24 protein-coding genes are annotated in these 23,902 nt (G+C 70.5%); 4 read left to right on the forward strand and 20 right to left on the reverse strand.

What is annotated here, in order from left to right; genetic code table 11:
* Positions 1 to 81: 81 nt before the first annotated feature.
* Complete coding sequence (murA, locus tag NIE111_RS28360) at positions 82 to 1,524, reverse strand: UDP-N-acetylglucosamine 1-carboxyvinyltransferase (RefSeq protein WP_238687349.1); 1,443 nt, start codon at positions 1,522 to 1,524, stop codon at positions 82 to 84.
* On the opposite strand from murA, the gene NIE111_RS28365 reads away from it, so the two are divergent.
* Positions 1,523 to 2,095 carry a cob(I)yrinic acid a,c-diamide adenosyltransferase gene (locus tag NIE111_RS28365; protein WP_238687350.1) on the forward strand — a complete coding sequence of 191 codons (573 nt, stop codon included), beginning with the start codon at positions 1,523 to 1,525 and terminating at the stop codon, positions 2,093 to 2,095. The genes murA and NIE111_RS28365 overlap by 2 nt on opposite strands.
* Before the next feature lie 362 nt (positions 2,096 to 2,457).
* Here NIE111_RS28365 and NIE111_RS28370 read toward each other — a convergent pair whose 3' ends face one another.
* The 13 genes from NIE111_RS28370 to glyA form a co-directional block, all read right to left on the reverse strand.
* The gene (locus NIE111_RS28370) at positions 2,458 to 2,913 is read right to left on the reverse strand and encodes a DUF2550 domain-containing protein (RefSeq protein WP_112584026.1); all 456 of its coding nucleotides are present in this window, start codon (positions 2,911 to 2,913) and stop codon (positions 2,458 to 2,460) included.
* A gap of 12 nt (positions 2,914 to 2,925) precedes the next feature.
* Complete coding sequence (locus tag NIE111_RS28375) at positions 2,926 to 3,207, reverse strand: F0F1 ATP synthase subunit epsilon (RefSeq protein WP_030333186.1); 282 nt, start codon at positions 3,205 to 3,207, stop codon at positions 2,926 to 2,928.
* Between the two features lie 88 nt (positions 3,208 to 3,295).
* Positions 3,296 to 4,438, reverse strand: coding sequence for an LCP family protein (locus NIE111_RS28380; protein ID WP_238687473.1), 1,143 nt, complete (start codon positions 4,436 to 4,438; stop codon positions 3,296 to 3,298).
* 219 nt (positions 4,439 to 4,657) lie between these two features.
* The gene (gene atpD / locus NIE111_RS28385; protein ID WP_210785813.1) at positions 4,658 to 6,094 is read right to left on the reverse strand and encodes a F0F1 ATP synthase subunit beta; all 1,437 of its coding nucleotides are present in this window, start codon (positions 6,092 to 6,094) and stop codon (positions 4,658 to 4,660) included.
* Positions 6,094 to 7,023, reverse strand: a complete 930-nt coding sequence (locus NIE111_RS28390; protein ID WP_238687351.1) for a F0F1 ATP synthase subunit gamma — start codon at positions 7,021 to 7,023, stop codon at positions 6,094 to 6,096. The genes atpD and NIE111_RS28390 overlap by 1 nt, the downstream gene beginning before the upstream one ends.
* Before the next feature lie 4 nt (positions 7,024 to 7,027).
* Positions 7,028 to 8,680, reverse strand: a complete 1,653-nt coding sequence (gene atpA, locus NIE111_RS28395; RefSeq protein ID WP_238687352.1) for a F0F1 ATP synthase subunit alpha — start codon at positions 8,678 to 8,680, stop codon at positions 7,028 to 7,030.
* Between the two features lie 165 nt (positions 8,681 to 8,845).
* Positions 8,846 to 9,667, reverse strand: coding sequence for a F0F1 ATP synthase subunit delta (locus NIE111_RS28400; RefSeq protein WP_238687353.1), 822 nt, complete (start codon positions 9,665 to 9,667; stop codon positions 8,846 to 8,848).
* Complete coding sequence (locus NIE111_RS28405) at positions 9,667 to 10,206, reverse strand: F0F1 ATP synthase subunit B (protein ID WP_112584053.1); 540 nt, start codon at positions 10,204 to 10,206, stop codon at positions 9,667 to 9,669. The genes NIE111_RS28400 and NIE111_RS28405 overlap by 1 nt, the downstream gene beginning before the upstream one ends.
* A 32-nt stretch (positions 10,207 to 10,238) precedes the next feature.
* Entirely contained in the window at positions 10,239 to 10,472 is a 234-nt protein-coding gene (locus NIE111_RS28410; RefSeq protein ID WP_091405890.1) for an ATP synthase F0 subunit C, read from the reverse strand.
* 65 nt (positions 10,473 to 10,537) lie between these two features.
* Entirely contained in the window at positions 10,538 to 11,335 is a 798-nt protein-coding gene (gene atpB, locus NIE111_RS28415) for a F0F1 ATP synthase subunit A (RefSeq protein ID WP_112584020.1), read from the reverse strand.
* A gap of 11 nt (positions 11,336 to 11,346) precedes the next feature.
* On the reverse strand, positions 11,347 to 11,583 hold the full coding sequence (locus NIE111_RS28420; protein WP_091405894.1) for an AtpZ/AtpI family protein: 237 nt from the start codon (positions 11,581 to 11,583) through the stop codon (positions 11,347 to 11,349).
* A 181-nt stretch (positions 11,584 to 11,764) separates the two neighbouring features.
* Positions 11,765 to 12,190, reverse strand: coding sequence for a hypothetical protein (locus tag NIE111_RS28425; protein ID WP_238687354.1), 426 nt, complete (start codon positions 12,188 to 12,190; stop codon positions 11,765 to 11,767).
* A complete protein-coding gene (gene glyA, locus NIE111_RS28430) occupies positions 12,183 to 13,472 on the reverse strand; it encodes a serine hydroxymethyltransferase (protein WP_196919496.1) in 1,290 nt (429 codons plus the stop codon). The genes NIE111_RS28425 and glyA overlap by 8 nt, the downstream gene beginning before the upstream one ends.
* Positions 13,473 to 13,507: 35 nt before the next feature.
* Here glyA and NIE111_RS28435 point away from each other — a divergent pair, with 35 nt between their 5' ends.
* A complete protein-coding gene (locus NIE111_RS28435) occupies positions 13,508 to 14,971 on the forward strand; it encodes an SDR family oxidoreductase (protein ID WP_238687355.1) in 1,464 nt (487 codons plus the stop codon).
* Between the two features lie 169 nt (positions 14,972 to 15,140).
* Here NIE111_RS28435 and NIE111_RS28440 read toward each other — a convergent pair whose 3' ends face one another.
* The 4 genes from NIE111_RS28440 to prmC all read right to left on the reverse strand — a co-directional run bounded on the left by NIE111_RS28440 (position 15,141) and on the right by prmC (position 19,565).
* The gene (locus NIE111_RS28440; RefSeq protein ID WP_238687356.1) at positions 15,141 to 17,252 is read right to left on the reverse strand and encodes a transglycosylase domain-containing protein; all 2,112 of its coding nucleotides are present in this window, start codon (positions 17,250 to 17,252) and stop codon (positions 15,141 to 15,143) included.
* Between the two features lie 106 nt (positions 17,253 to 17,358).
* Positions 17,359 to 17,970 carry an arsenate reductase/protein-tyrosine-phosphatase family protein gene (locus NIE111_RS28445; RefSeq protein WP_238687357.1) on the reverse strand — a complete coding sequence of 204 codons (612 nt, stop codon included), beginning with the start codon at positions 17,968 to 17,970 and terminating at the stop codon, positions 17,359 to 17,361.
* Complete coding sequence (locus tag NIE111_RS28450; RefSeq protein ID WP_091406475.1) at positions 17,971 to 18,618, reverse strand: L-threonylcarbamoyladenylate synthase; 648 nt, start codon at positions 18,616 to 18,618, stop codon at positions 17,971 to 17,973. It lies immediately after the preceding gene.
* Positions 18,618 to 19,565, reverse strand: coding sequence for a peptide chain release factor N(5)-glutamine methyltransferase (prmC, locus tag NIE111_RS28455; protein ID WP_238687358.1), 948 nt, complete (start codon positions 19,563 to 19,565; stop codon positions 18,618 to 18,620). The genes NIE111_RS28450 and prmC overlap by 1 nt, the downstream gene beginning before the upstream one ends.
* Positions 19,566 to 19,638: 73 nt before the next feature.
* Between prmC and NIE111_RS28460 the strand changes: the two genes are divergently transcribed.
* Positions 19,639 to 21,183, forward strand: coding sequence for a GGDEF domain-containing protein (locus NIE111_RS28460; RefSeq protein WP_238687359.1), 1,545 nt, complete (start codon positions 19,639 to 19,641; stop codon positions 21,181 to 21,183).
* Positions 21,184 to 21,247: 64 nt separating this feature from the next.
* On the opposite strand, the gene prfA is transcribed toward NIE111_RS28460, so the two are convergent.
* Positions 21,248 to 22,336, reverse strand: a complete 1,089-nt coding sequence (prfA, locus tag NIE111_RS28465) for a peptide chain release factor 1 (RefSeq protein WP_091405908.1) — start codon at positions 22,334 to 22,336, stop codon at positions 21,248 to 21,250.
* A gap of 133 nt (positions 22,337 to 22,469) precedes the next feature.
* The gene (gene rpmE, locus NIE111_RS28470; RefSeq protein ID WP_030333150.1) at positions 22,470 to 22,694 is read right to left on the reverse strand and encodes a 50S ribosomal protein L31; all 225 of its coding nucleotides are present in this window, start codon (positions 22,692 to 22,694) and stop codon (positions 22,470 to 22,472) included.
* 273 nt (positions 22,695 to 22,967) lie between these two features.
* On the opposite strand from rpmE, the gene NIE111_RS28475 reads away from it, so the two are divergent.
* Positions 22,968 to 23,864, forward strand: a complete 897-nt coding sequence (locus NIE111_RS28475) for a phosphatase domain-containing protein (protein WP_238687360.1) — start codon at positions 22,968 to 22,970, stop codon at positions 23,862 to 23,864.
* The last annotated feature ends 38 nt before the right edge of the window (positions 23,865 to 23,902 follow it).

Consider the following 23,902-nt stretch of genomic DNA (forward strand, 5'->3'; position numbering starts at 1 on the left):
CTGCGATTGAGTGCCTGCCTGCACCCTAGTCGGCGAGCCTGAACGATGGCTAAGTGGCGGTCGGGCCGGGTCGTGGGGGCCTCAGATCTCCAGCGCCGGCTCCTCCGGCGTGGTGCCCCGCTCGACCGCCACCCCGAGCGCACGCAGGTCGGCCACGAAGTCCGGGTAGCCCCGGTCGACGTGGTGCACGTGGGAGACCTCGGTGACCCCCTCCGCGCAGAGTCCGGCGATGATCAACCCTGCGCCGGCCCGGATGTCGGTGGCCCGCACCGGGGCACCGGAGAGCCGCTCCCGACCCCGGACCACCGCGTGATGCCCGTCGGTCTTGATGTCCGCGCCGAGCCGCATCATCTCGTTGGCGAACATGAACCGGCCGTCGAAGATGTTCTCGGTGATCAGGGAGGCACCGTCGCTGACGGCCGCCAGCCCGATCGCCATCGGCAGCAGGTCGGTGGCGAAGCCGGGGTACGGCAGCGTCACCACGTCCACCGCCCGGGGCCGCTCGTCCATCCGTACGCGGAAGCCGTCTCCCCGGGTCTCCACCAGCCCGCCCGCCGCCACGACCTTGTCCAGGGCGACCTCCAGGAAGGCCGGGTCCAGCCCGGTCACCGTCACGTCGCCGCGGGTCATCGCCGCGCCGAACGCCCAGGTGCCGGCGACGATCCGGTCCCCCACCGTGGCATGGCGCACCGGACGCAGACCGGGCACACCGGTGATGCGCAACGTCGACGTGCCCGCGCCGACGATGCGCGCACCCATCTGGTTGAGCATCGTGCAGATGTCGACGATCTCCGGCTCCCGGGCCGCGTTGTCGATCATCGTGGTGCCCTGGGCCAGCACCGCCGCCATCACCAGGTTCTCGGTCGCGCCGACGCTGGGGAAATCCAGCACGATGTCCGCGCCACGCAGCCCGTGCGGGGCGGAGGCGATGACGAAACCGTGCTCACCGGAGATCTCCGCGCCCATCCGGGTCAGCCCGGAGATGTGCATGTCCAACCCCCGCGACCCGATCGCGTCGCCGCCGGGGTGGGCCACCCGCACGTACCCCCGGCGGGCCAGCAACGGGCCGAGCACGCAGATCGACGCGCGCAGCCGTCGGACCAGGTCGTAGTCGGCCTCCGCGCCCGGCTGCTCGGGTACGTCGATCGTCACCGACCGGGACCGGGCCACTCCACCACGGACGACCATCGGGTCGACCGGGTCGTCCGCGTCGAACTGGACGTCGCAGCCCAGCCGTCGCAGCACCTCCCCCATGATCGCGATGTCGGTGATCCGGGGGACGTTGGTGATCACACTGCGGCCCGGCGCGAGCAGCGCGGCGGCCATCAGCTTCAACGCCGAGTTCTTGGCACCGACCACGTGCACGGTGCCGGACAGTCGGGCGTCACCGCGTACCCGGATGACGTCGACATCGTTGACCGCCGAATCGCCGGCGTCGCCGGGACCCACCACCACCGGCCAGCCGGCGGTGCTGTCCGGCCGCGCCGGGATCGTCAGGTCGGGAATCCGTAGGCTGTGCGTCATGGCCGTCCACCTCACGCGCATCTACACCAAGGCCGGCGACGCCGGCATGACCAGGCTGAGCAACAACGAGCAGGTGCCGAAGACCGATCCACGGATCGCCGCGTACGCGGATGTCGACGAGTGCAACGCGGCGATCGGTGTCGCGCTCGCGCTGGGAAACCTCGACGAGGAGCTTCGCGGCGTGCTGGGGTCGGTGCAGAACGACCTGTTCGACGTCGGCGCCGACCTGTCCACCCCGGTCGAGCCGGAGCCGAAGTACCCGCCGCTGCGGGTCACCGAGGCGTACGTCGAGCGCCTTGAGGGCTGGTGCGACGAGTACAACGCACGCCTGAGCAAGCTCGACTCCTTCATCCTCCCCGGCGGCACCGCAGGTGCGGCACTGCTGCACGTGGCGCGGACCGTCGCCCGGCGTGCCGAACGGGCAGCGTGGGCGCTGGTCAGCCACGATCCGGAACGAACCAGCACGCTCCCGGCAAAGTATCTCAACCGGCTCTCCGATCTGCTCTTTATCCTGTCAAGAACGGCAAATCCGGCAGGAGACGTGCTATGGGTGCCGGGCGGCAAGCGCTGAACGTCGGGCGCTTCGCACCACGTCGAGGTCTGGGTTCCCACTCTGCCCGCCACCACGCGTAGCCAGGGCCGACTCCTCGGCGAGCCAAGCCGACCAGCACCTCGACCGACGCGCAAGCCGCGCAGCCCGGCGCGCATCGCAGCGCGGCGCGGCGCGCAGCGCAGCACCGAGAAGGCGGGACTCAGCCGCCCCGGTAACGGCAGGTGATCAAAGCCCGCCGGATCGACGCACAGCGGCAACGAAGGGTTTCCGGGGGAGCCCGCCCGGCGCAGGGATCAAGCCTGACCGCCCGGAGCCGGGCGGGCTCCCCCGGAAACCACAAGAGCGACCACGGAAGCCAAGAGCAACCACAGAAGAGCCGATCAGGCAGCCGGCCAGTCCTGGGAGGCCATACGCGGCGAGACCGCCCCCGGAGGGGCGGCCTCGAGCCAGGAGAGAAAACCGGTGACTGTCGATCGCGCCATGGCGATCTCCACCGGTGCGTGGTTACTCGTACAGCGGAGGATCACCCAGTCGGCCGGCATGGAGAACCGTTCCTGACCTTCGGGCAACCGGCGGCGCTCCACGGCCAGCCCCTTGCGGGAGAGCACCCGCTTGGGCCGGATCGCGAAGCTGAACATCCGGTACCAGCGCAGCTCGTCACCGGCGAACCGGCCGAAGCCGGGCGACCAGCCGCGGCCGTCGAGCATGGTGGAGACCCGCACGCTGAGCCGGATGATGCCACCGCTGCGGGTGACGAGAGCTCGCCGGACGAAGAGGGTCAGAAGCGCGCCGAGGATGACGACAACGCCGATTCCGAATCCTTCGACGATCTCCATCCCCGGTGTGGCTCAGCGGCTCTGCGCGGAGACCGGGGTTGCGCTCTCGGCCAGCACGGTGACACCGTCGGCGCTCACCGAGAGGAAGCCGCCGGCCACCTCGTAGGCGACCTGCTCGCCGCCGGCGAGCTTGATGCGTACCTGGCCGGGCTCGGCGAGTTGGCCGAGCAGCGGCGCGTGCCCCGGCAGGACACCGAGCTCGCCTTCGGTCGTCCGGGCGACGACCATCTCGGCGTCACCGGACCAGACCTTCTCCTCGACGGCGACGAGCTCGACGTGAAGCTGCTGTGCCACGCTGTCTCCTTGCTGCGGCTACGGATTGCCGAAAGTCTAGCCTGACGACGCGGCGCGCCCAACGCGGGTGGGGACAACGCCGACCTGACTACTTGGCCTTGTTGACGAATTCCGGGTGCTCCAGCAGGAACGGGTCGAGTTGCTCGTTGTGCAGGGCGGTGAAGAAGTCCGGAACACCGTCCTGGAACTGCTCGCCCAGGTACTTACTACCCTCGAAGACCCCGCCACCGGGCAGCTTGATCATCTCGATGGTGTTCGGGCGGATGTCCTTCAGGGCGAGCCCGAAGTCGACAACGCTGTTGCCCCGGCCGTTGAAGATCAACGACTGGCCGGCGGCACGGAGCACCTTGTCCAGCTTGATCGGGTTGGACACCACGTCGGCGCTGAACGCCTGACCGACCATGGCCTTGACGAACTGCTGCTGGTGGCGCTGCCGACCGTAGTCGGAATCCGGAACGCCGTTCTTCGGGTAGCGCTGCCGGACGTAGTCCAGCGCCTGCCACCCACTCAGATGCCGGTTGCCCTTCTTGTAGATCGCCTGCGGGCCGACGTAGCCCTCACCACGCGTGTTGCCCGGCCGCGGCTTGCCGTCCGGCTGCTTGTGCTCGGACTTCACGTCGCGCTCGATGTACATGTCGACACCGCCCATGGCGTCGACGATCTTCTGGAAACCGGTGAAGTTGATGATCGCGCCGGCGTCGAAGCGCTTGATGCCTGTGAGGTTCTGCACTGTCGTGGCCAGCAACTCGAAGCCCCGTGCCGCGTCCGGGTTGGCTCCCGGCACCTTGCTGCCGAACGACATCGCGGCGTTGATCTTCGTGGTCTCGCCCGGGAAGTCGGCCTTCTTGAACGCCGGGATCCGCACGTAGAGGTCACGAGGCAGCGAGAACAGGTAGGCCCGGTCCATCGAGGCCGGCACGTGCAGCACCATGATCGAGTCAGCCAACGGCGCGGCCGTCGGCGTACGCGGGTCGATGCCGACGAGCAGGATGTTCAGCGGACCCTTGATGTCGCTCTTCTTCGCCTGGGCGCCCGCCGCCTGGTCGCCGAAGAGGTCGGCCTTGCCGACGGACCCCTCGTAGCGGGCCATGAGCACCTCGGTGCCGACCAGCACGGCGCCGCTGAGCACCGTCAGCACGGTGCCGAACACCGTGCAGATCCTGGCCCACCGGGGCACACCTCGCCAGATGGACCGCTTGCGGCCACTGTTGCCGGCCTTACCCACGAGCAGCTCCGTTCGTTACGCCCACGATGAGGAAGACGGGCGCACGTCGTCGAAAGGTTGCAAAGATCAACGCTCGTTCACGTGAGCGCGGAACGAACCGTAGCTCGGGACCCTCCGGAGTGACGACCACGAGTAACGGACCGCGACGATGGTAAGACGCGAACATGAACAAAAGACTGCCCCGGCATTGCCGGGGCAGTCTTTTTGCTACGGATGAGAGCTGGGTCAGCTCTTCATCAGCTCCTCAGCCTTGCGCTCCAGGTCCTCGAGACCGCCGCACATGAAGAACGCCTGCTCGGGGAAGTGGTCGTACTCGCCCTCGCTGATCTTGCGGAACGCCTCGATGGTCTCCTTGATCGGGACCGTCGAGCCCGGCACGCCGGTGAACTGCTCCGCCGCGTAGGTGTTCTGCGAGAGGAAGCGCTCGATCCGCCGGGCGCGAGCCACGGTGATCTTGTCTTCCTCGGAGAGCTCCTCGATGCCGAGGATGGCGATGATGTCCTGCAGGTCGCGGTAGCGCTGCAGGATCCGCTTCACCTCGGTGGCAACCTGGAAGTGCTCGGCGCCGACGAACTCCGGGGCAAGGATCCGGGACGAGGACGCCAGCGGGTCCACGGCCGGGTAGATGCCCTTGTCGGAGATCGACCGCTCCAGGTTGGTGGTCGCGTCCAGGTGGGCGAACGTGGTGGCCGGGGCGGGGTCGGTGTAGTCGTCCGCCGGCACGTAGATCGCCTGCATGGAGGTGATGGCCTGGCCCCGGACGGAGGTGATCCGCTCCTGGAGTTCGCCCATCTCGTCGGCCAGGGTCGGCTGGTAACCCACGGCGCTCGGCATACGGCCGAGCAGGGTGGACACCTCCGAACCGGCCTGCGTGAAGCGGAAGATGTTGTCGATGAAGAGCAGCACCTCCTGCTTCTTCACGTCCCGGAAGTACTCCGCCATGGTCAGCGCGGAGAGCGCCACCCGCAGCCGGGTGCCCGGCGGCTCGTCCATCTGGCCGTAGACCAGCGCGGTCTTGTCGATGACGCCGGACTCGGTCATCTCGGCGATGAGGTCGTTGCCCTCACGGGTGCGCTCCCCCACGCCGGCGAACACCGAGGTGCCACCGAAGTTGCGGGCAACCCGGGTGATCATCTCCTGGATGAGCACCGTCTTGCCCACGCCCGCGCCGCCGAACAGGCCGATCTTGCCGCCCTTGACGTACGGGGCGAGCAGGTCGATGACCTTGATGCCGGTCTCCAGCATCTCGGTCTTCGGCTCAAGGTCCGCGAAGGCCGGGGCCTTGCGGTGGATGCCCCACCGGTCGTCGGCCTCGAACGTCTCGCCCTCTTTGAGGTTGAGCACCTCGCCGATCGCGTTGAACACCTTGCCCTTGACCGCGTCACCCACGGGCACCGTGATCGGCTCGCCGCGGTCGCGCACCTCGGCGCCACGGACCAGGCCGTCGGTCGGCTGCATCGAGATGGCACGGACCAGGTTGTCACCCAGGTGCTGGGCAACCTCCAGGGTCAGCGTCTTCTCACCGCCGGACAGGTTCACCTTCACGTTCAAGGCGTTGAACAGGGGCGGCATCGCGTCGCGCGGGAACTCGGCGTCGACGACCGGGCCGATGACCCGGACCACGCGACCCGTGGCCGTCTTGGTCTCTACTGGTGCAGTCATCACACTTCACTTCCCGACGCGGCCAGCGCGTTGGCGCCGCCGACGATCTCGCTGATCTCCTGGGTGATCCCGGCCTGGCGAGCCGAGTTCATCTCGCGCGTGTACTTCTCGATCATCTCTTCGGCGTTGTCGGTGGCGCTCTTCATCGCCCGCCGCCGTGCCGCCGACTCACTCGCCGCCGACTCGATCAACGCCGCGTAGATCCGCGTGTTGATGTACCTCGGCAGGAGCGCGTCGAGCAGCGCCTCCGCCTCCGGCTCGAACTCGTACGCCGGCAGCAACCCCTCGGAGCGCGGCCGGTCCTCCACCTGCATCGGACCGATGACCTTGGTGACCGGGTTCTGCGTCATGAGCGAGTGGAACTCGGTGTAGACGATGTGCAACTCGTCGACGCCGAGCACCCCGTCCGCTCCGGCCCCGCCGTCGACGTCGTCCGCGCCGGCGGTGAACGCCTTGATCAGCGTCTCACCAACGGTACGGGCGTCCTCGAACGACGGCTGCTCGCTGAAGCCGGTCCAGTTCGCCTCGATCGGCCGCTCGCGGAACCGGTAGAACCCGACGCCCTTACGCCCGATGACGTAGAGCACCGGCTCCTTGCCGTCCGCCCTGAGCCGCGCGATCAGCGACTCGGCCATCCTGATCGCGTTGGAGCTGTAACCGCCGGCCAGGCCACGGTCACTGGTGACCAACAGGACGCCGGCCCGCCGCACCCGCTCGCGCGGGGTGAGCAGCGGGTGGTCGATCCGCGCGTTGGACGCCAGCGCCGTGAGCACGCCGGTGATGGCCTGGGCGTACGGCAGGGACGCCTGCACCCGGGCCTGGGCCTTGGCGATCCGGCTCGTCGCCACGAGCTCCATCGCCTTGGTGATCTTCTTCATCGACTTCGCCGAGCGGATCCGTTGACGAAGAACGCGTACCTGGGCCGCCACGGGATCAGCTCTCGGCCGGGCGGTCGGTCGCGCCGTCGCGGAAGCGGGTCACCGTCTCGCGGTTCTCGTCGCCCTCAAGCGGCGCGGCCGGCGCGTCGTTGACCTTGCGCTCGTCCTCCTTGTTGAGGAAGACCTGCTTGAACTCGGCGATCGCGCTGTCCAGTGAGCCGATGATGTCATCGTTCCACTGGTTGTCGGCGATGCCGGCCAGCACACCCTGGTGCTTGTGCCGCAGGTACTGGAGGAACTCCGACTCGAAGCGGCGGACCTCGCCCACCGGGACGTCGTCCAGCTTGCCCTCGGTGCCGGCCCAGACCGTAACGACCTGCTCCTGCACCGGGAACGGCGAGTAGTTCGGCTGCTTGAGCAGCTCGACCAGGCGCGAACCGCGGTCCAGCTGGGCACGGGAGGCCCGGTCCAGGTCGGAGGCGAAGGCGGCGAACGCCTCCAGCTCGCGGTACTGGGCCAGGTTGAGCCGCAGCGAACCGGCGACCTTCTTCATCGGCTTCACCTGCGCGGCGCCACCGACCCGGGAGACCGAGGTACCGACGTTGATCGCCGGACGGACGCCCTGGTTGAACAGGTCGGTCTCCAGGAAGATCTGGCCGTCGGTGATCGAGATGACGTTGGTCGGGATGAAGGCCGAGATGTCGTTGGCCTTCGTCTCGATGATCGGCAGACCGGTCATCGAGCCGCCACCCAGCTCGTCGGAGAGCTTCGCGCAGCGCTCCAGCAGGCGGGAGTGCAGGTAGAAGACGTCACCCGGGTACGCCTCACGGCCCGGCGGGCGACGCAGCAGCAGCGACACGGCGCGGTACGCCTCGGCCTGCTTGCTCAGGTCGTCGAAGACGATCAGGACGTGCTTGCCGCCGTACATCCAGTGCTGCCCGATGGACGAGCCGGTGTACGGGGCGAGGTACTTGAAGCCAGCCGGGTCGGACGCCGGCGAGGCGACGATGGTGGTGTACTCCATCGCGCCCGCCTCCTCGAGCTGCCCCTTGATGGAGGCGATCGTGGAGGCCTTCTGGCCGATGGCGACGTAGATGCAGCGAACCTGCTTCTTCGGGTCGCCGGTGCGCCAGTTGTCCCGCTGGTTGAGGATGGCGTCCAGGGCGACAGTGGTCTTACCGGTCTTCCGGTCACCGATGATGAGCTGCCGCTGGCCCCGACCGATCGGGGTCATCGCGTCGATGGCCTTGATGCCGGTCTGCAGCGGCTCGTCGACGGACTGCCGGGACATCACGTTCGGAGCCTGCAGCTCCAGCTCGCGGAAGCCCTCGTTGGCGATGTCGCCGAGCGCGTCGATCGGCTCACCGAGCGCGTTGACCACGCGGCCGAGGAAGGCGTCGCCGACCGGAACGGAGAGAACCCGCTCGGTGCGCTTGACGCGCTGCCCTTCCTCCAGCTTGGCGGAGTCACCGAGAACGACGACGCCGATCTCCCGGACGTCGAGGTTCAACGCCACGCCGAGCGTGCCGTCCTCGAACTCCAGGAGCTCGTTGGTCATGGTCGAGGGCAGGCCCTCGACGTGGGCGATACCGTCGCCGGTGTCGGCGACGGTGCCGACCTCCTCGCGGGAGACGTCGGACGAGTAGGAAGAGACGTAGCGCTCCAGGGCGCCGCGGATCTCCTCCGTCGAGATGGTCAGCTCGGCCATCCTCTGCTTCCTTAAAATTCAGGGGCCCGGGATACCTAGTACCGACCGGTCCGAATGGCGTCTGTCATTCCGGGCACTGAGCGATCCAGTCACCCCGATGCTGGGCGGCGGAGCCGCTCAGCGCCGGGGCGGCGAAGCCACCACATTGCTGGGCGGCGGAGCCGCTCAGCGCTTCGCGAGCGCGTTGCGGGTCTCGTTGAGGCGGCGCAGGATGGTGCCGTCGTACAGGTCGGAGCCGACCCGCACGCTCACGCCTCCCAGGACGTGGGGGTCCACCGTCTGCTTGACGGAGACCTCTCGACCGTATATCGCGCTGAGGCTCGCACCCAGCCGGCGCTCGTCCTCGTCACTCAACGGGGCCGCGACGGTCACGTACGCCACCTGCCGGTCGCGTCGCTCGGCGGCGAGTTCCACCAGCCGGGTGAGCGCGCCGGTGAAGGAGCGCCCCCCGTACCCGCCGAGTGCGACCTCGACGAGGCGGACGGTGACCGGACGGGCCTTGTCGGCGAGCAGCTCGCGGGCCAGGGTGGCCCGCTGCTCGACCGGGGCGACCGGGTCGGCGAGCGTGTTGCTCAGCGCCGACTGACCGGCCACTACCTGACCGAAGCGGAACAGCTCGTCCTCGACCTCGCCCAGCTCGCCGGCCTTGTCGGCGCTGGCGAGCAGCGCCTCCACGCCCAGCCGCTCGGTGCCGTCGAGCAGCTCCGAGGGTGCCGACCACCGGCCGGCGACCAGCGACACGAGCAGGTCGAGCGCGTCCGCGCCGATCCGCCCGCCGAGCATGTCGCCGAGCAGAGCGCCGCGATCCTCGCCGGACCGGGACGGCTCGGAGAGCGCCCGGCGCAGCCGCGGCTCACGCCGCAGCAGGGTCGCCACGGAGAGGATGGCGTCGGCGGTGGAGGCCACCGCTGACGGCTCCGCGCCGCGGACGTACGCGTCGAGGCGCTCGGCCGCGACCTTGTACGACTCCCGGCTGGCGGCCTGCATCAGCGGGCCCCCGTGCTCTCGAGACCGCTCAGGAACCGGTCGACGGTGCCCTTACGCCGCGCCTCGTCGGCCAGCGACTCGCCAACGATCTTGCTGGCCAGGTCCACCGCGATCGTGCCGACCTCCGCGCGCAGCTCGCGCACGATGGTGGCCCGCTCGGCGGCGAGCGCGTCCTTGCCCGCCTGGATGACCCGGTCGGACTCTTCCCGCGCCTTGGCGAGGATGTCCTGGCGGATGCCCTCGGCGTCGGCCCGCGCGTCGTCACGGATCTTGGCGGCGTCGGTCCGGGCCTCAGCGAGCTGGGCACGGTACTGCTCGAGCAGCTGGTTCGCCTCGGCCTGGGCGGCCTCGGCGCGCTTGATGCCGCCCTCGATGGCGTCGACCCGAGCCTGGAACGTCTGCTCCATGCGCGGGAAGACGAACTTCATCAGGACGAAGCAGAGCACGGCGAAGGCGACCGTGCCGACCACGATCTCTTGCCAGATCGGAATGATCGGGTTGTGGTCTGACTCACCACCCTCGGCGGCGAGGAGGAACAACATGGGTGACCTCCCGGTCGGAAGGGGCGGAATCAGCCGGCCCAGATGAAGCCGAAGGCGATGCCGAACAGCGCGAGCGCCTCGATGACGGCGAAGCCGATCCAGACGTACGGCAGGGTCATGCGCGACGACTCGGGCTGCCGGGCGGTCGACTGGATGTAGGCGGCGAAGACCAGGCCAACGCCGATGCCCGGGCCGATGGCGGCGAGACCGTAGCCGATGGCAGCGGTGCTACCGGTAACCTCGGCGAGAACGCTAGCGTCCATTGGTGTGGTTCCTCCTGGTTATCACGCGTGACTCTCACGCGGGACGACAACGGTTGGTGCGTGGATCAGTGCTCTTCGGCGAGCGCGCCCTGGATGTAGCTGGCGCTCAGCACGGTGAAGACGTAGGCCTGCAGGACGATGACCAGCGCTTCGAGAAGGGTCAGCGCCACTGTCATCACCCAGGAGACCACCGAGATCGGCGCCAGCCAGGCGTTGGCGTTGAGCATCGCGAAGCCGCCGAGCGTGAAGACCAGCAGGAGCATGTGGCCGGCGAACATGTTCGCGAAGAGACGGACGGCCAGCGAGAACGGCCGGATGATGAAGGTCGAGAACGCCTCGATCGGGATCAGCAGCGGCAGGATGTACCACGGTGCCGGCGGGATCAGGGCGTGCTTGAAGTATTTGCCGAAGCCGTGGTGCCGGATGCCGATGTAGTTGAACAGCACGTAGCTGATCACCGCGAGGATCGCCGGGAAGGCGATGTGCGAGTTCGGCGAGATCTGGAAGAGCGGAATGATCGCGAACGCGTTCGTCACCAACACGAAGCAGAACAGCGTCGTGAAGTAGGGAGCGAACCGGACGCCCTGGTGACCGATCATGTCGACCGAGATGTTGTTCCGGACGAAGCCGTAGATCGACTCGGCGAACCACTGCTTCTTGGTCGGCACCAACTTCGGGTTCCGATAGGTCGCCAGGAAGAAGATGATCAGAAAGCCGACCGCGACCCAGATCATCAGCGTGAACTTGGTGAACCACGGGGCGTTCTCCACACCCCAGGGCACGATCGCGGGCAGGTAGAAGTCGTCCACACTGGGTGGGAATGCCGCCTGGCCCGCTGCCAGAACGTTCGCCTGTCCGAACACCGTGTCCCTTCCTAAGTAGGCGTGCCGAGCCGACGGACGACGAGGATGATCCCCCCGGTCACGCCGAGCACGACGCCGATGCCGGTGGCGACGCCACCGGTATCGAGCCACTGGTCGACCAGCCAGCCGATGAAACCCCACACGAGCATTCCTCCGATGAGGTAGCTGAGCGCGGTCCAACCCTGACCGGCGCCGGACGGATAATCGTCCGGTTCACCGGCGGGACGGGGGGTTTGGTCACCAGCCATGACGGGGCGAACGATATCAGCCGGGAAGACGAGGCTGTGCCTCACCCCCCGCACAACCGTCGTTGTGTGGGCTTCTCGTGGGCGCCGTCGTCTGTGGGCACGCTACTCCCCTTCCGCCCGTCGGAAAATGACCGGAGGCCGACACATTCCGGCGCGTCCGCTGGTTGGGACGACCGCCAGGTCAGCCGCGCGGTCGGCGAGCGTGCACCGTGGTCAGCCACCAGAGGTGCACCGCTGTCCACACTGCCACCCCGGCGACGATGCCAAGGCAAAGAGGGATCAATCCGGGCCAACCGGTCGACGCCACCGCCACCAGCACCACGCCCAGCAGGCTGAACTTCAACACGTACAGGCCCAGGCCGAGCGGCAGCAGCAACTGCGGGTTGACCTGGTCGGCCCGGGCCAGCACCACTGTGGTGAGGGTGTAGCTGAGCACCGTGACGCCCACGCCGGCCGCCGCGCCGAGCGCACCCGTCACGCCGCCGGTCACCCCACCGACCACCGCCGCGACCGCGGCGAGCGCCGCCGACGCGGCCAACAGCACCGGCAGGTGCCGCAACCGCCACCGCCGGTCGGTGTCCGGCTCGACCACCCCGGGCTCAGCCACGGGGGTACGCCGGGAACGCCGCGACCAGCTCGGACACCTCGGCACCGAGGCGGGTCAACTCGTCGGCCCCGCCCGGAGCGCCGGGATCGGTGCGCACCGCGCGGGCGATCAGGGTCGCCACCTGGCGCAGCTCCCCCTCGCGCATCCCCTGCGTGGTGACGCTCGGTGTGCCCACCCGGATGCCGGAGGCCACCATCGGCGGCTGCGGGTCGTACGGGATGGCGTTCTTGTTCAGGGTGATCGACGCGGCGTCGCAGCGGCGCTCGGCCTCGGCGCCGGTCACCCCCAGCTCCCGAAGGTCGATCAGGGCGAGGTGGGTGTCGGTGCCACCGGACACCGGGCGCATCCCCTCGTCGGCCAGCCCGGCGGCGAGCGCCTGGGCGTTGCTGACCACCTGCCGGGCGTACGTCTGGAACTCCGGCTGGGCGGCCTCGCGCAGCGCGACCGCCTTCGCCGCTACCGCGTGCATCAGCGGGCCGCCCTGGGTGAACGGGAAGACCGCCTTGTCGATCCGCTGGGCCAGCGACTCGCGGCACAGGATCATGCCGCCGCGCGGCCCGCGCAGCACCTTGTGGGTGGTGGCGCAGACGACATCGGCGTACGGCACCGGGGACGGGATCGCCCGGCCGGCGACCAGGCCGATGAAGTGCGCCGCGTCCACCATCAGGTACGCGCCGACCTCGTCGGCGATCTCCCGGAACCGCGCGAAGTCGATCAGGCGCGGGTACGCGGTGGCGCCGCAGATGATCAGCTTGGGTCGGTGCGCGCGCGCCAGGTCCCGTACCTCGTCGTAGTCGATCTGCTCGGTGTCCGGCCGCACCGGGTAGCCGACCGGGTGGAACCACTTGCCGGAGAAGTTCACCCGGCTGCCGTGGGTGAGGTGCCCGCCGTGCGGCAGGTCCATCGCCAGCACCGTGTCCCCCGGCTGCACCAGCGCGGCGTACGCGGCGAGGTTGGCGCTCGCCCCGGAGTGCGGCTGGAGGTTGGCGTGCTCGGCCCCGAAGAGCTCCTTGGCCCGGGCGATGCCGATCTCCTCGGCCCTGTCCACCTCGGCGCAGCCGCCGTAGTAGCGCCGACCCGGGTAACCCTCGGCGTACTTGTTGGTCAGCGTCGAGCCGAGCGCGGCCAGCACCGCCGGCGAGGTCAGGTTCTCGCTGGCGATGAGCTGCAGGCCGCCGCGCAACCGGTCCAATTCGCCGAGGACCACCCCGGCGATCTCCGGGTCGGTGGCCCTGAGCTGCGCGAAATCCGGCCCCCAGAAGGTGCTCGTCTCGGTCTCCACAGCGAACGAGTCTAGGGGGCCGCACACTGGAACCCGTGAGATGCCTCGTCACCGGCGCTACCGGCTACATCGGCGGGCGGCTGACACCGCTGCTGCTCGCCGACGGACACACCGTGCGCTGCCTCGCCCGCAAGGCGGTGCGGCTGCGCGACGTGCCCTGGGCCTCGGCGGCCGACATCGTCGAAGGAGACCTGAGTCGACCGGAGACGCTGGCCGCCGCGTTCGCCGACGTGGACGTCGCGTACTTCCTCGTGCACTCCTTGGGCCGGTCCGACTTCGAGGCGGCCGACCGGACGGCGGCGACCAACTTCGCGGCGGCGGCGCAGGCGGCCGGTGTACGGCGGATCGTCTACCTGGGCGGCCCGGAGCCGGCGTCCGACGCGGAGGTGCCATCTCCGCACCTGCGGTCCCGCGCCGAGGTGGGCCGGATCCTGCTCGGCAGCGGCGTGCCCACGGCGGTGCTCCGCGCCGCGGTGATCATCGGGTCCGGCTCGGCGTCGTTCGAGATGCTGCGTTACCTGACCGAGCGGCTACCCGCCATGATCACGCCGCGCTGGGTCCGCAACCGGATCCAACCGATCGCGGTCCGCGACGTGCTGCACTACCTGTCCGGCTGCGCCGACCTGCCTGCCGAGGTCAACAGGGGTTTCGACGTCGCCGGGCCGGACGTGCTGACCTTCCGCGAAATGATGCAGCGCTACGCCCGGGTGGCCGGGCTGCGCCAGCGGATCATCGTGCCGGTCCGCCCACTCACGCCGTCGCTCTCCTCGCACTGGGTCGGGCTGATCACCCCGGTGCCGAACAAGATCGCCCGCCCGCTGGTGGAGAGCCTGATCCACGAGGCGGTAGCCCACGAACACGACATCGCCCGCTACATCCCGGACCCACCCGGCGGGCTGACCGGCTTCGACGAGGCCGTGGCGCTGGCGCTGGCCAAGGTGCGCGACGCCCAGGTGGAGACCCGCTGGTCCACAGCGAGCGGCCCGGACGCGCCCGCCGAGCCACTGCCCACCGACCCGGTGTGGTCCGGTGGCACCGCCTACACCGACGTGCGGGAGCGGGCGGTGGACGCCCCACCAGCGGCGCTCTGGCGGGTCGTCGAGGGCGTCGGTGGCGAACACGGCTGGTACTCGTTCCCCCTCGCCTGGTCGATCCGAGGCTGGCTGGACCGGCTGGTCGGCGGGGTCGGACTGCGCCGGGGTCGACGCGACCCGCACCGCCTCCAGGTCGGCGAGGCGCTGGACTTCTGGCGGGTCGAGGAGATCGTCCCGGGCGAGCTGCTGCGACTGCGCGCCGAGATGCGGCTGCCCGGCCGGGCCTGGTTGGAGATGCGGGTAGTGCCGGCCGACGACGGCCGTAGCCGCTACCAGCAACGCGCCGTCTTCCTGCCGCGCGGCCTGCCGGGGCACGCCTACTGGAAGTCGGTGGCCCCGTTCCACGCTGTGGTCTTCGGCGGAATGGCCCGCAACATAGCCCGCAACGCCGAACAAACCCCCTAACCACACCCCGACCCCACACCCCGCACCCCGCTCCCCGCTCCCCGCTCCCCGCTCCCCGCGATCTTGCACTTTGTGTTGCCGATTTATGGGGTCTCGGCACCTTTTGTCACGACAGAAAGTGCAAGATCGGCGGGATGGGTGGGGTGGGGTGGGGTGGGATGGGGTGGGGTTAGTTGCCGGCTTGGGGTTGGGCTTGGAAGGCGGTTCGTCCGCTCGGCGGGACGAAGTCGCGGACCGGTTGGTCGCGCAGGGCGAAGGCGAGCACCTCGCCGACCGCGTTCACGATCTGGGCCTGCACCGCCTGACCGACCGCGTCCCGGGGATCGTCCGGGTTCGCCGCCATCGAGGCGACCGCGAGTTGCGGCGTGAACGCCACCACCGTCTCCGTCTCGTACCGCTCCGAGCTGCCGGTCTTGCCCGCCACCGGACGGCCGAGCTTCGCCCGCAACCCGGGAGCGGTGGCGCCGTCGCAGCGCCCGTACATCGACTGGTCGCCGACCGGACAGCGGGCCGCGTCGGTCGCTGCCCGCGCCACGTCGGCGTCGAGCACCTGCCGGCAGTCCGGCTTGGCGGCGTCGACCGGCCTGCCGCCCGAATCGGTGATCGAGACCACCGGCAGCGGCGCGCACCAGGTTCCCTCGGCCGCCACAGTGGCGTACGCGCTGGCCAGGTCCAACGGGGTGGTCGCGGCCACGCCCAGTGTGAACGGACCCCAGTCCTTCGCGCCGTAGCGGGCCAGCTTGGCGTCGGACTCGGCTCGCAGCACGATGCCGAGCCGCTCAGCCATCTCCACCACCCGGTCGGCGCCGACCTTCTCGGTGAGCCAGGCGAAGTACGTGTTCACCGAGCGGCCGAACGCGCTCCACATGGTGCGGGGGCCGTCCATCGACGACGGGCTGGCGTTCGCCGGGCACCACCGTCCGTCGCAGCTCGCTCCCCCGGTCACCGGGAAGCGGGTGAGCAACTGGGTCGGCGCCACGAAGTCGGTCGACAGCGGCAGGCCGGCCTCCAGCGCGGCCAGCAGGGTGAAGAGCTTGAACGTCGAGCCGCCCTGGTACCCCTCGATCGCGCCGCCGCCGGCGATCAACTGGTTGACGGTGTTCGGGCGATTCTTCTGCCCGACCGGGTTGCCCGCGACGCTGTAGGCGCGGTTCACCGACATCGCCAGCACCCGCCCGGTGCCCGGTTGCACCACCGCGGTGGGCAACGCCTCGGCCCTGGTCGTCGGATAGATCCTCAACACCTGCTCGGTGGTGGCCCGCTGCACGCCCGGGTCCAGCGACGACACGATGGAGAAGCCGCCCCGGCGCAGCGCGCGCTGCCGCTCGTCGGCTGTCGCCCCGAACGCGGGCTGGCTGCTCCACCAGCGGGTGAACCAGTCGCAGAAGAAGCCCCAGTCGTTGTGCGCGTCGGGCACGCCCGTGCAGTCGTTCGGGGTCTCGCTGGTGCGCAGTTGCAGCGGCTCGGCCCGCGCGGCGGCCGCCGCGTCCGCCGGCACCTGCCCCGACTCCACCAGCCGTTCCAACACGTACGACCGCCGGGCCACAGCGCTGTCGGCGTCGCCGTTTATCGGATCGTCGCTGTCGGGCGAACGCACGAGACCGGCGAGCAGTGCCGCCTGGGCCAGGGTCAGCTCGGCCGGGGAGCGGGAGAAGTACCGCTTGCTGGCCGCCGCGATGCCGTACGCCCCGGCGCCGAAGTAGGCGATGTTGAGGTAACGGGTCAGGATCTCGTCCTTGTCGAGTTCCCGCTCCAACGCGAGCGCGTACCGCATCTCCTGGAGCTTGCGGACGGTGGTGAGTTCGGTGGCGGCGTCCCGCTGCGCCTCGGTCAGCCGGGGGTCGTTGCTGAGCACGTTGCGGACGTACTGCATGGTCAGCGTGGAGGCGCCCTGCCGGGTCCGGCCGTCGCGCTTGTTGACTGTGAACGCGCGCACCACGCCCCGCAGGTCGACACCGCTGTGCTGGTAGAACCGGACGTCCTCGGCGGCCACGATCGCCCGGCGCATGACCGGAGCCACCTCGTGCAGCGGCACGTCCACCCGGTCCTCCTGGTAGAAGGAGGTGATCAGGGTCGTGCCGTCGTTGGCGTAGAGGTTGGAGCGCTGCGCCGTGGGTGGCGTCCGGAGTGTGTTCGGCAGCTCCGAGTACGGCGTCGACAGGGCGCTGAAGCCGATCCCGAAGACCAGGGCCGCGGGTAGGGCGGCGGCGGCCAGCACCAACCCGGCCAGCACTCCGGCGATCACCACGGTCAGCAGTTTGTCGAGTTGGGCCCGGATCATCAGCTCTCCCCGCAGGAGCCGGTCACGCTAGGACCCGTTCAGAATGACCCGGAACGCCCCTTTAGCCCTGGGTTTTCCCCAAACCCGGAGGAAACTCGCACCACGCTCAGGGCAGCAGCGCGCCGGCCAGCGGGTGGACCGTCTCCTCGATCTCGTCGGCGACCCGGCTGAAGCACTGGTCGCCACGACCCCACGGGTCGTCCAGATCATCGGTGGTCAGCGCCGAGGCGCCCAGCCGCGCGTCGTGAGCCGCCGCCACCAGGGCCATCCCCCGGGCGTACACGGCCTCCGGGGTGGCGTCACCCGGCGGCAGCGCGGCGGCGTCCACAGCGGCCAGCAGCCGGCCGAACTCGCCCAGCACGAACGTGCGGGCCGCCGCGTCCGGACGAAGCGCCACCACGTACTCCTGCTGGTCGGCGGTGGCGGTCAGGACCAGGTCGGCGGCGTCGATGTGATCCGAGCGCAGCTTGCGCGCGGCGAACCCCGCCACGTCCCCACCACGGCCGGTGACCTGCCGTGCCGCCGGCGGGTTCATCTCCTCGCCCGCGTGCCAGCCGCCAGTGCCGGCGCTGTGGCTGTGCACCAGCTCCTCGGCCTGGGCCGGGTCCTGCGAACGCCGGGTCAGCCGCTCCCGCACCGCCAGGGCCAGCAGCCGCTCCGCCATCGGCGAGCGGCAGATGTTGCCCATGCAGACGTGCAGAACAGTGAACGGGGGCACTCAGACCGCCCGACCGTCGACGAGATCCGGAACCACGTCGCGCAGCTTCTCCAGCGGGATCGCCCCGGCCCGCAACAGCTGCGGCACCTCACCGGTCAGATCCACGATCGTGCTGGGCACCGGGTCCGGGCAGGGCCCGGCCTCCAGGTAGGCCCGCACCGAGTAGCTGAGCTGGTCACGTGCCTCGTCGGCGGTGACCGCGGCCGGCTGGCCGGTCTTGTTGGCCGACGAGACCGCCATCGGGCCGGTCTCGCGCAGCACCTCCAACGCCACCGGGTGCAGCGGCATCCGCACCGCCACAGTGCCGGTCTTGTCGCCCAGGTCCCACTGCAGGCTCGGCGAGTGCTCGACCACGATCGTCAGGGCACCCGGCCAGAACGCCTCCACGAGGTCCCGGGCGGCGGTGGGCAGCGAGAAGACCAACCCGTCCAGGGTGTGCCGCGAGCCGATCAGCACCGGCGGCGGCATCTGCCGACCCCGGCCCTTGGCATCGAGCAGCGCCTTCACCGCGTACGGGGTGAACGCGTCCGCGCCGATCCCATACACGGTGTCCGTCGGTAGAACGACCAGCTCGCCGTTCTTGACCGCCTCGATGGCCGCAGCGATGCCGCGGTCCCGATCGGCGGGCGACCGGCAGTCGTAGAGCATCACGAGGAGTCAGTCTGCCACGCCGGCCCGATCGGGGCGTGCTGGCCGTCCGCCCGTCGGGACGCGGTCGCGTAGCGGGGACGCCCGGTGAGGTCCAGATGCTCCGCGACAGCGGTGAAGCCGCCGTCCTGGGCGAGCAGCTCGGGCACCGCCGCGCCGTGGGTGTCGTCGTGCTCGACGCCGAACACGCCCCCCGGGCGCAACAGCACCGCCGCCCGGGCGACGACCGGCCGGATCACCACCAGACCGTCCGCGCCGCCGAACACCGCCTCCGCCGGGTCGTGCCCGGCCACCTCCGGCGGGACCACCACGTCCTCTGGCACGTACGGCGGGTTGCAGAGCAGCACGTCGACCCGGCCCACCAGCTCGGCGAGCAGGTCCGGCGCTGTCACATCAGCCTCGACCACCTCGATCGGTCGGTCTCCCGCCGCGGCGCGCTCCGCCGCGTTGCGCCGCAGCCACACCAGCGCCGCCGGGGACCGCTCCACAGCGATCACCCGCGCTCCCGGCAGCTCCTGAGCCACCGCCAGCGCGATCGCGCCCGAACCGCTGCACAGGTCCACCACCACCGGATCGGGCCGGCCCTGGGCCTGCTCGACACCCCAGCCGGCCAACAGCTCGGTCTCCGGCCGGGGCACGAAGACACCAGCGCCGACCGACAGCTCCAGGTGCCGGAACCCGGCCCGACCGGTCAGGTGTTGCAACGGCTCACGCGCGGCGCGGCGGCGCGTCAACTCGTCGAGCCGCACCAGTTGGTCGTCACTGAGGTCGTCGGCGAGAGCCAACCGACCCCGGGGAACGCCGAGCACGTACGCCGCCAGCAACTCGGCCTCCACCCGGGCCGAGCCGACCCCGGCGGCGTCGAGCGCGCGGGCCGCTCGGGCCACCGCGGCGGACGGCCGGATGGGGCCTGTCCCTTCGGGGGGGTGTTGCGGCAAAGTACTCACGACATAATCATGAAGCGTCGCGGGCGACGTGACGAACAGGTGCGCCCGGGCGCGCACGACAGGAGGTTGGCGGGTGGGCTGGCTCGACCGGGTCGATGACCAGGTTGACGCCCTGACGCACGCCCGGGCGTTGCAGGAGGCCAGCCGCTCCGCGGAGGCGTACGTCCTGCTGGAGCGTGTGATCCGCACCACCAACGATCCGGCGGCGCGGGCGGACGCGATGGTGCAGCGCCTCTCCGCGCTGATCAATCTCGGTCGGACCGCGGAGTTCACCCGGGCCATCGAAGAGGCGTCGGCGGCGGTCCGTGACCTCGCCGAGCCCTATCTGCACGGTCACCTCAACGCGTTGGCCGCGCTCGCCGCGCACCACCAGGGCGCACTGGACCGGTGCGTCATGCACCTCGTCCGGGCGGCCCGGGCGCTGGGCGCCGTCGCCGACCCGGACCGGGACACCGCCTGGGGTTGGCACGACCTGGCCATGGCCTACAGCTACCTCAGCTTCCACGGGTACGCCCTGGGCGCCATCGAGCGGGCCCGGCAGCTCGGGCTGACCTCCGGGATCCCGGAGGAGACGTTCGCCGCGCCGGGCATCCGGCTGCGCAACGCCGTGGCCCTCGACCACAACGGCGACAGCGACGGTTGTCTGCGGGTGCTCCGGGACGTGGCCGCCGACCTGACCCGCTTCGTCCGCGCCGGGCGGGCTGGCCAGCTACGCCCGAGCAGCCTCGCCGCGTACGGCTACGCGGCGGCCCGACAGGCCGCGCTCGGCGACCAGGTGGCCCCCGAAGGCCCCGAGCCGGCCCGGTTGATCACCCACGGCGGGGACAGCGCCCGTGCCCGCGACCTGCGTCAGCTCGGGCAGGTGTGCCTCGCCGTCGCCGACGGTAGGCCGATCGAGGCGGTCGCGCGACTGGATACCGTCCAGGTCTCCAACGAGACGCTCGGGGCGGCCGAGCCGGCCCGGCTGCGCAGCATCGCGTTGACCCGCGCCGGGGACCACCTGGCGGCGCACCGGGCCGACCGGCTGGCGTTCCGGCTCGCCGCGCAGCGCAACGACCGGCTGCGCGACGTCTACATCGACGGCATCGCCGCCCGCATCGACCACGAGGAGATGCGCCGCGAGGCGGCACGCTTCGAGGGCGAGGCGTTGACCGACCCGCTCACCGGGCTGCCCAACCGCCGCCGGCTGGAGCGCTACATCACTGCCGTTGTCACCCGCGGCGATCGAGTGGTGATCGGCGTCTGCGACCTGGACGGCTTCAAGGCGGTGAACACCCGGCACGGGCACCACTCAGGCGACCTGGTGCTGCAACGCATCGCCGGTGTGATCAACCGGGTGATGCGCCGGGGCGACTTCGTGGCCCGCTACGGCGGTGACGAATTCGTTGTGGTGCTGCCGGACACCGGCATGACCGAGGCCGCCGAGGTGGCCCGCCGGATCGAGGCCGCGGTCCGCCTGGAGGACTGGGAGTCGTTGGTCCCGGGCACCCCGGTCGGGGTGAGCATCGGCTTCGCCGAGGTCTCCGGTGGCAGCGGGCTGCGCGACGCGCTCAGCGTCGCGTTCGAGCAGGCCGACCGCGAGATGCTCCGCGCCAAGACCCGCCCCCGCGCGAGCTGACCCCCGCCAGGGGGCGCTGGCGCGGGCGTCGATCAAGCGCGGCGGGTCAGCTTGAGTGCCGTGGTCAGCGGCGGGTCAGCTCGGTGTCGCCAGCGAGCCGGGCGGCCCGGTCGGCCTCGGTGAGGGCGTCCAGTACCCCGTCCAACTCGCCGCCGAGCGCCAGATCCAGGTTGTACGCGGTGTAGCCGATCCGGTGATCGGTGATCCGGTTCTGCGGGAAGTTGTAGGTGCGGATCCGCTCCGAGCGGTCAACAGTGCGCACCTGGGCCTTGCGCGCGTCCGAGGCTGCGGCGTCGGCCTGCTCCTGGGCGGCGGCGAGCAGCCGGGCCCGCAGGATCCGCATCGCCTGCTCCCGGTTCTGCAACTGGGACTTCTCGTTCTGGCAGGAGACGACGATGCCGGTCGGCAGGTGGGTGATCCGCACCGCCGAGTCGGTGGTGTTCACCGACTGGCCACCCGGGCCGGACGAGCGGAACACGTCGATGCGCAGCTCGTTCTGGTCGATGGTGACGTCGACGTCCTCGGCCTCCGGCAGCACCAGCACCCCTGCGGCACTGGTGTGGATCCGGCCCTGCGACTCGGTCACCGGGACACGCTGCACCCGGTGTACGCCGCCCTCCCACTTGAGCCGCGACCAGACGCCGTTGCCGCCGTCCGGCACACCCTTGGTCTTGATCGCCAGGGAGACATCCTTGACCCCGCCAAGGTCGGAATCCTGTGCGTCGATCACCTCGGTCACCCAGCCGTGCCGCTCGGCGTAGCGGGTGTACATCCGCAGCAGGTCACCGGCGAACAGCGCCGACTCCTCGCCACCCTCACCGGCCTTGATCTCGACGATCACGTCCTTGGCGTCGTGCGGGTCGCGGGGAATGAGCAGCTCGGCGAGCCGCTCCTCCAGCACCGGCAGGGACCCGGCGATGGCGTCCGCCTCGGCCGCGAAGGACGGGTCCTCGGCGGCCAGCTCGCGAGCCGCGGCCAGATCGGCGCGGGCCTGCTCCAACTCGTCGGCGGCCTTGTGCAGCGGCACCAGCTCGGCGTACCGGCGACCGACCCTGCGCGCGGTGGCCTGGTCGGCGTGGATGGCCGGATCGGCCAGCCGCTTCTCCAGTTCCGCGTACTCGTCGAGAAGGCCGGCCAGACGCTCGCTGCTCATGCTGCGGATGCTCCTTCGACGGTGCGCGACGACCGGGCCGGGGCCGAAAGGCCACCAGCCGGGCGGAATTGGAGGAAAACGCGGACGGCGCCCGCGTCCGGTGAAAAACCGGACGCGGGCGCCGAACGAGGAGTTACTTGGCCTTCTTGGCCTGAACCTTGGCGTACTTCTGCTGGAACTTCGCGACCCGGCCGGCGGTGTCGAGAACGCGCTGCTTACCGGTGTAGAACGGGTGGCAGGCGCTGCAGGTCTCGGCGTGGATCGCCCCGCCCTTGGCGGTGCTGCGGGTCGTGAACGTGTTGCCACAGGAGCAGCTGACCTCGGTGGTCACGTACTCCGGGTGGATGTTTGCCTTCATCGCCTCGGTCCTCTCGTTGGTGGTCGCCGGGTCGCCGTCATCGCTCGTCGCGCCGTACGCGACGGGCTCGGGCGTGAACCGGAACCGGTGGCCGATTGACCAGTGTGCCATGGGCCTGAGCCGACCCGGTAATCGGGCCGCACACCTCGTCCGGCATCGTCAACACGTGCCTACCCGTCCGCATTCCCGCCGCCCGGCGGGGCATTCGCGCACCCGGCGGATCGCCGCCAGGTACCCCGGCCGGGGTACGCCCGTCGAGCCGGAGGTGCGTCCATGACCCGCCTGATCGCCACCCGGGGACTGCCCGCCTCGGGCAAGACGACGTTCGCCCGCACGCTCCAGCCGTCCGTATCGCGGGTCAACCGGGACGATCTGCGCCGGATGTTGCACGGCGAGCGGTTGTTCACCCAGTGGGCCGAGGCGCAGGTGACCGCCGTACAGCAGGCTCAGGTCGAGGCGCTGCTGCGGGCCAGAGCGGACGTCTGCGTGGACGACACCAATCTGCGCGCGCGGACCCTGCGGGGCTGGGCCGAGCTGGCCGCCCGCCACGGCGCGGACTTCGAGGTGCACGACTTCACCGACGTGCCGCTTGACGAGTGCCTGCGCCGCGACGCCGCCCGGCCGCCCGCCGACCAGGTCGGCGCGGACGCGATCCGCCGGCTGCACGAGCGGTACCTGCAGGGGCGGGAGCTGCCGTTGCCGGTGCCGCAGGCCCGCACCGGCAGCCCCGCCGTGGTGCATCCGCCGTCGACCGAGCCACCGGAGATCGTCCTGGTGGACATCGACGGCACCGTCGCGCTGGCCGTCTCCCGCAGCCCGTACGACATGACCCGGGTGGGCCAGGACCAGCCGAACACGGCGGTCATCGCGGCGGTCCGGGCGATGCACGCCGCCGGCTACGGGGTGGTCTTCTGCTCCGGGAGGGACGCCTCCGCCCGCGCGGCCACCGAGGCGTGGCTGGCCCGGCACGTACGAGTGCCCTACCTGGGCCTGCACCTGCGGGCCATCGGTGACTCCCGGAAGGACTCGATCGTCAAGCGGGAGATCTACGACCGGGAGATCCGAGACCGTTACCGGGTGGCCGGTGTCTTCGACGACCGCGTCCAGGTGGTCCAGATGTGGCGATCCCTCGGCCTCACCGTCTTCCAGGTGGCCGACGGCGACTTCTGAGGTGTCCGGACGGGCCCCCACGCGTAGGGGCCCGTCCG

This window comes from Micromonospora hortensis (genome assembly GCF_022230935.1).
GTDB lineage: Bacteria > Actinomycetota > Actinomycetes > Mycobacteriales > Micromonosporaceae > Micromonospora > Micromonospora hortensis.

Excerpts from the sequence above, each read along its gene's own strand:
- NIE111_RS28365 (WP_238687350.1), top strand. The coding sequence starts at position 1,523 with ATGGCCGTCCACCTCACGCGCATCTACACCAAGGCCGGCGACGCCGGC.
- murA (WP_238687349.1), bottom strand. The coding sequence starts at position 1,524 with ATGACGCACAGCCTACGGATTCCCGACCTGACGATCCCGGCGCGGCCG.
- NIE111_RS28370 (WP_112584026.1), bottom strand. The coding sequence starts at position 2,913 with ATGGAGATCGTCGAAGGATTCGGAATCGGCGTTGTCGTCATCCTCGGC.
- atpD (WP_210785813.1), bottom strand. The coding sequence starts at position 6,094 with ATGACTGCACCAGTAGAGACCAAGACGGCCACGGGTCGCGTGGTCCGG.
- atpA (WP_238687352.1), bottom strand. The coding sequence starts at position 8,680 with ATGGCCGAGCTGACCATCTCGACGGAGGAGATCCGCGGCGCCCTGGAG.
- NIE111_RS28400 (WP_238687353.1), bottom strand. The coding sequence starts at position 9,667 with ATGCAGGCCGCCAGCCGGGAGTCGTACAAGGTCGCGGCCGAGCGCCTC.
- NIE111_RS28410 (WP_091405890.1), bottom strand. The coding sequence starts at position 10,472 with ATGGACGCTAGCGTTCTCGCCGAGGTTACCGGTAGCACCGCTGCCATC.
- NIE111_RS28420 (WP_091405894.1), bottom strand. The coding sequence starts at position 11,583 with ATGGCTGGTGACCAAACCCCCCGTCCCGCCGGTGAACCGGACGATTAT.
- NIE111_RS28440 (WP_238687356.1), bottom strand. The coding sequence starts at position 17,252 with ATGATCCGGGCCCAACTCGACAAACTGCTGACCGTGGTGATCGCCGGA.
- NIE111_RS28450 (WP_091406475.1), bottom strand. The coding sequence starts at position 18,618 with ATGCTCTACGACTGCCGGTCGCCCGCCGATCGGGACCGCGGCATCGCT.
- prfA (WP_091405908.1), bottom strand. The coding sequence starts at position 22,336 with ATGAGCAGCGAGCGTCTGGCCGGCCTTCTCGACGAGTACGCGGAACTG.
- rpmE (WP_030333150.1), bottom strand. The coding sequence starts at position 22,694 with ATGAAGGCAAACATCCACCCGGAGTACGTGACCACCGAGGTCAGCTGC.
- NIE111_RS28475 (WP_238687360.1), top strand. The coding sequence starts at position 22,968 with ATGACCCGCCTGATCGCCACCCGGGGACTGCCCGCCTCGGGCAAGACG.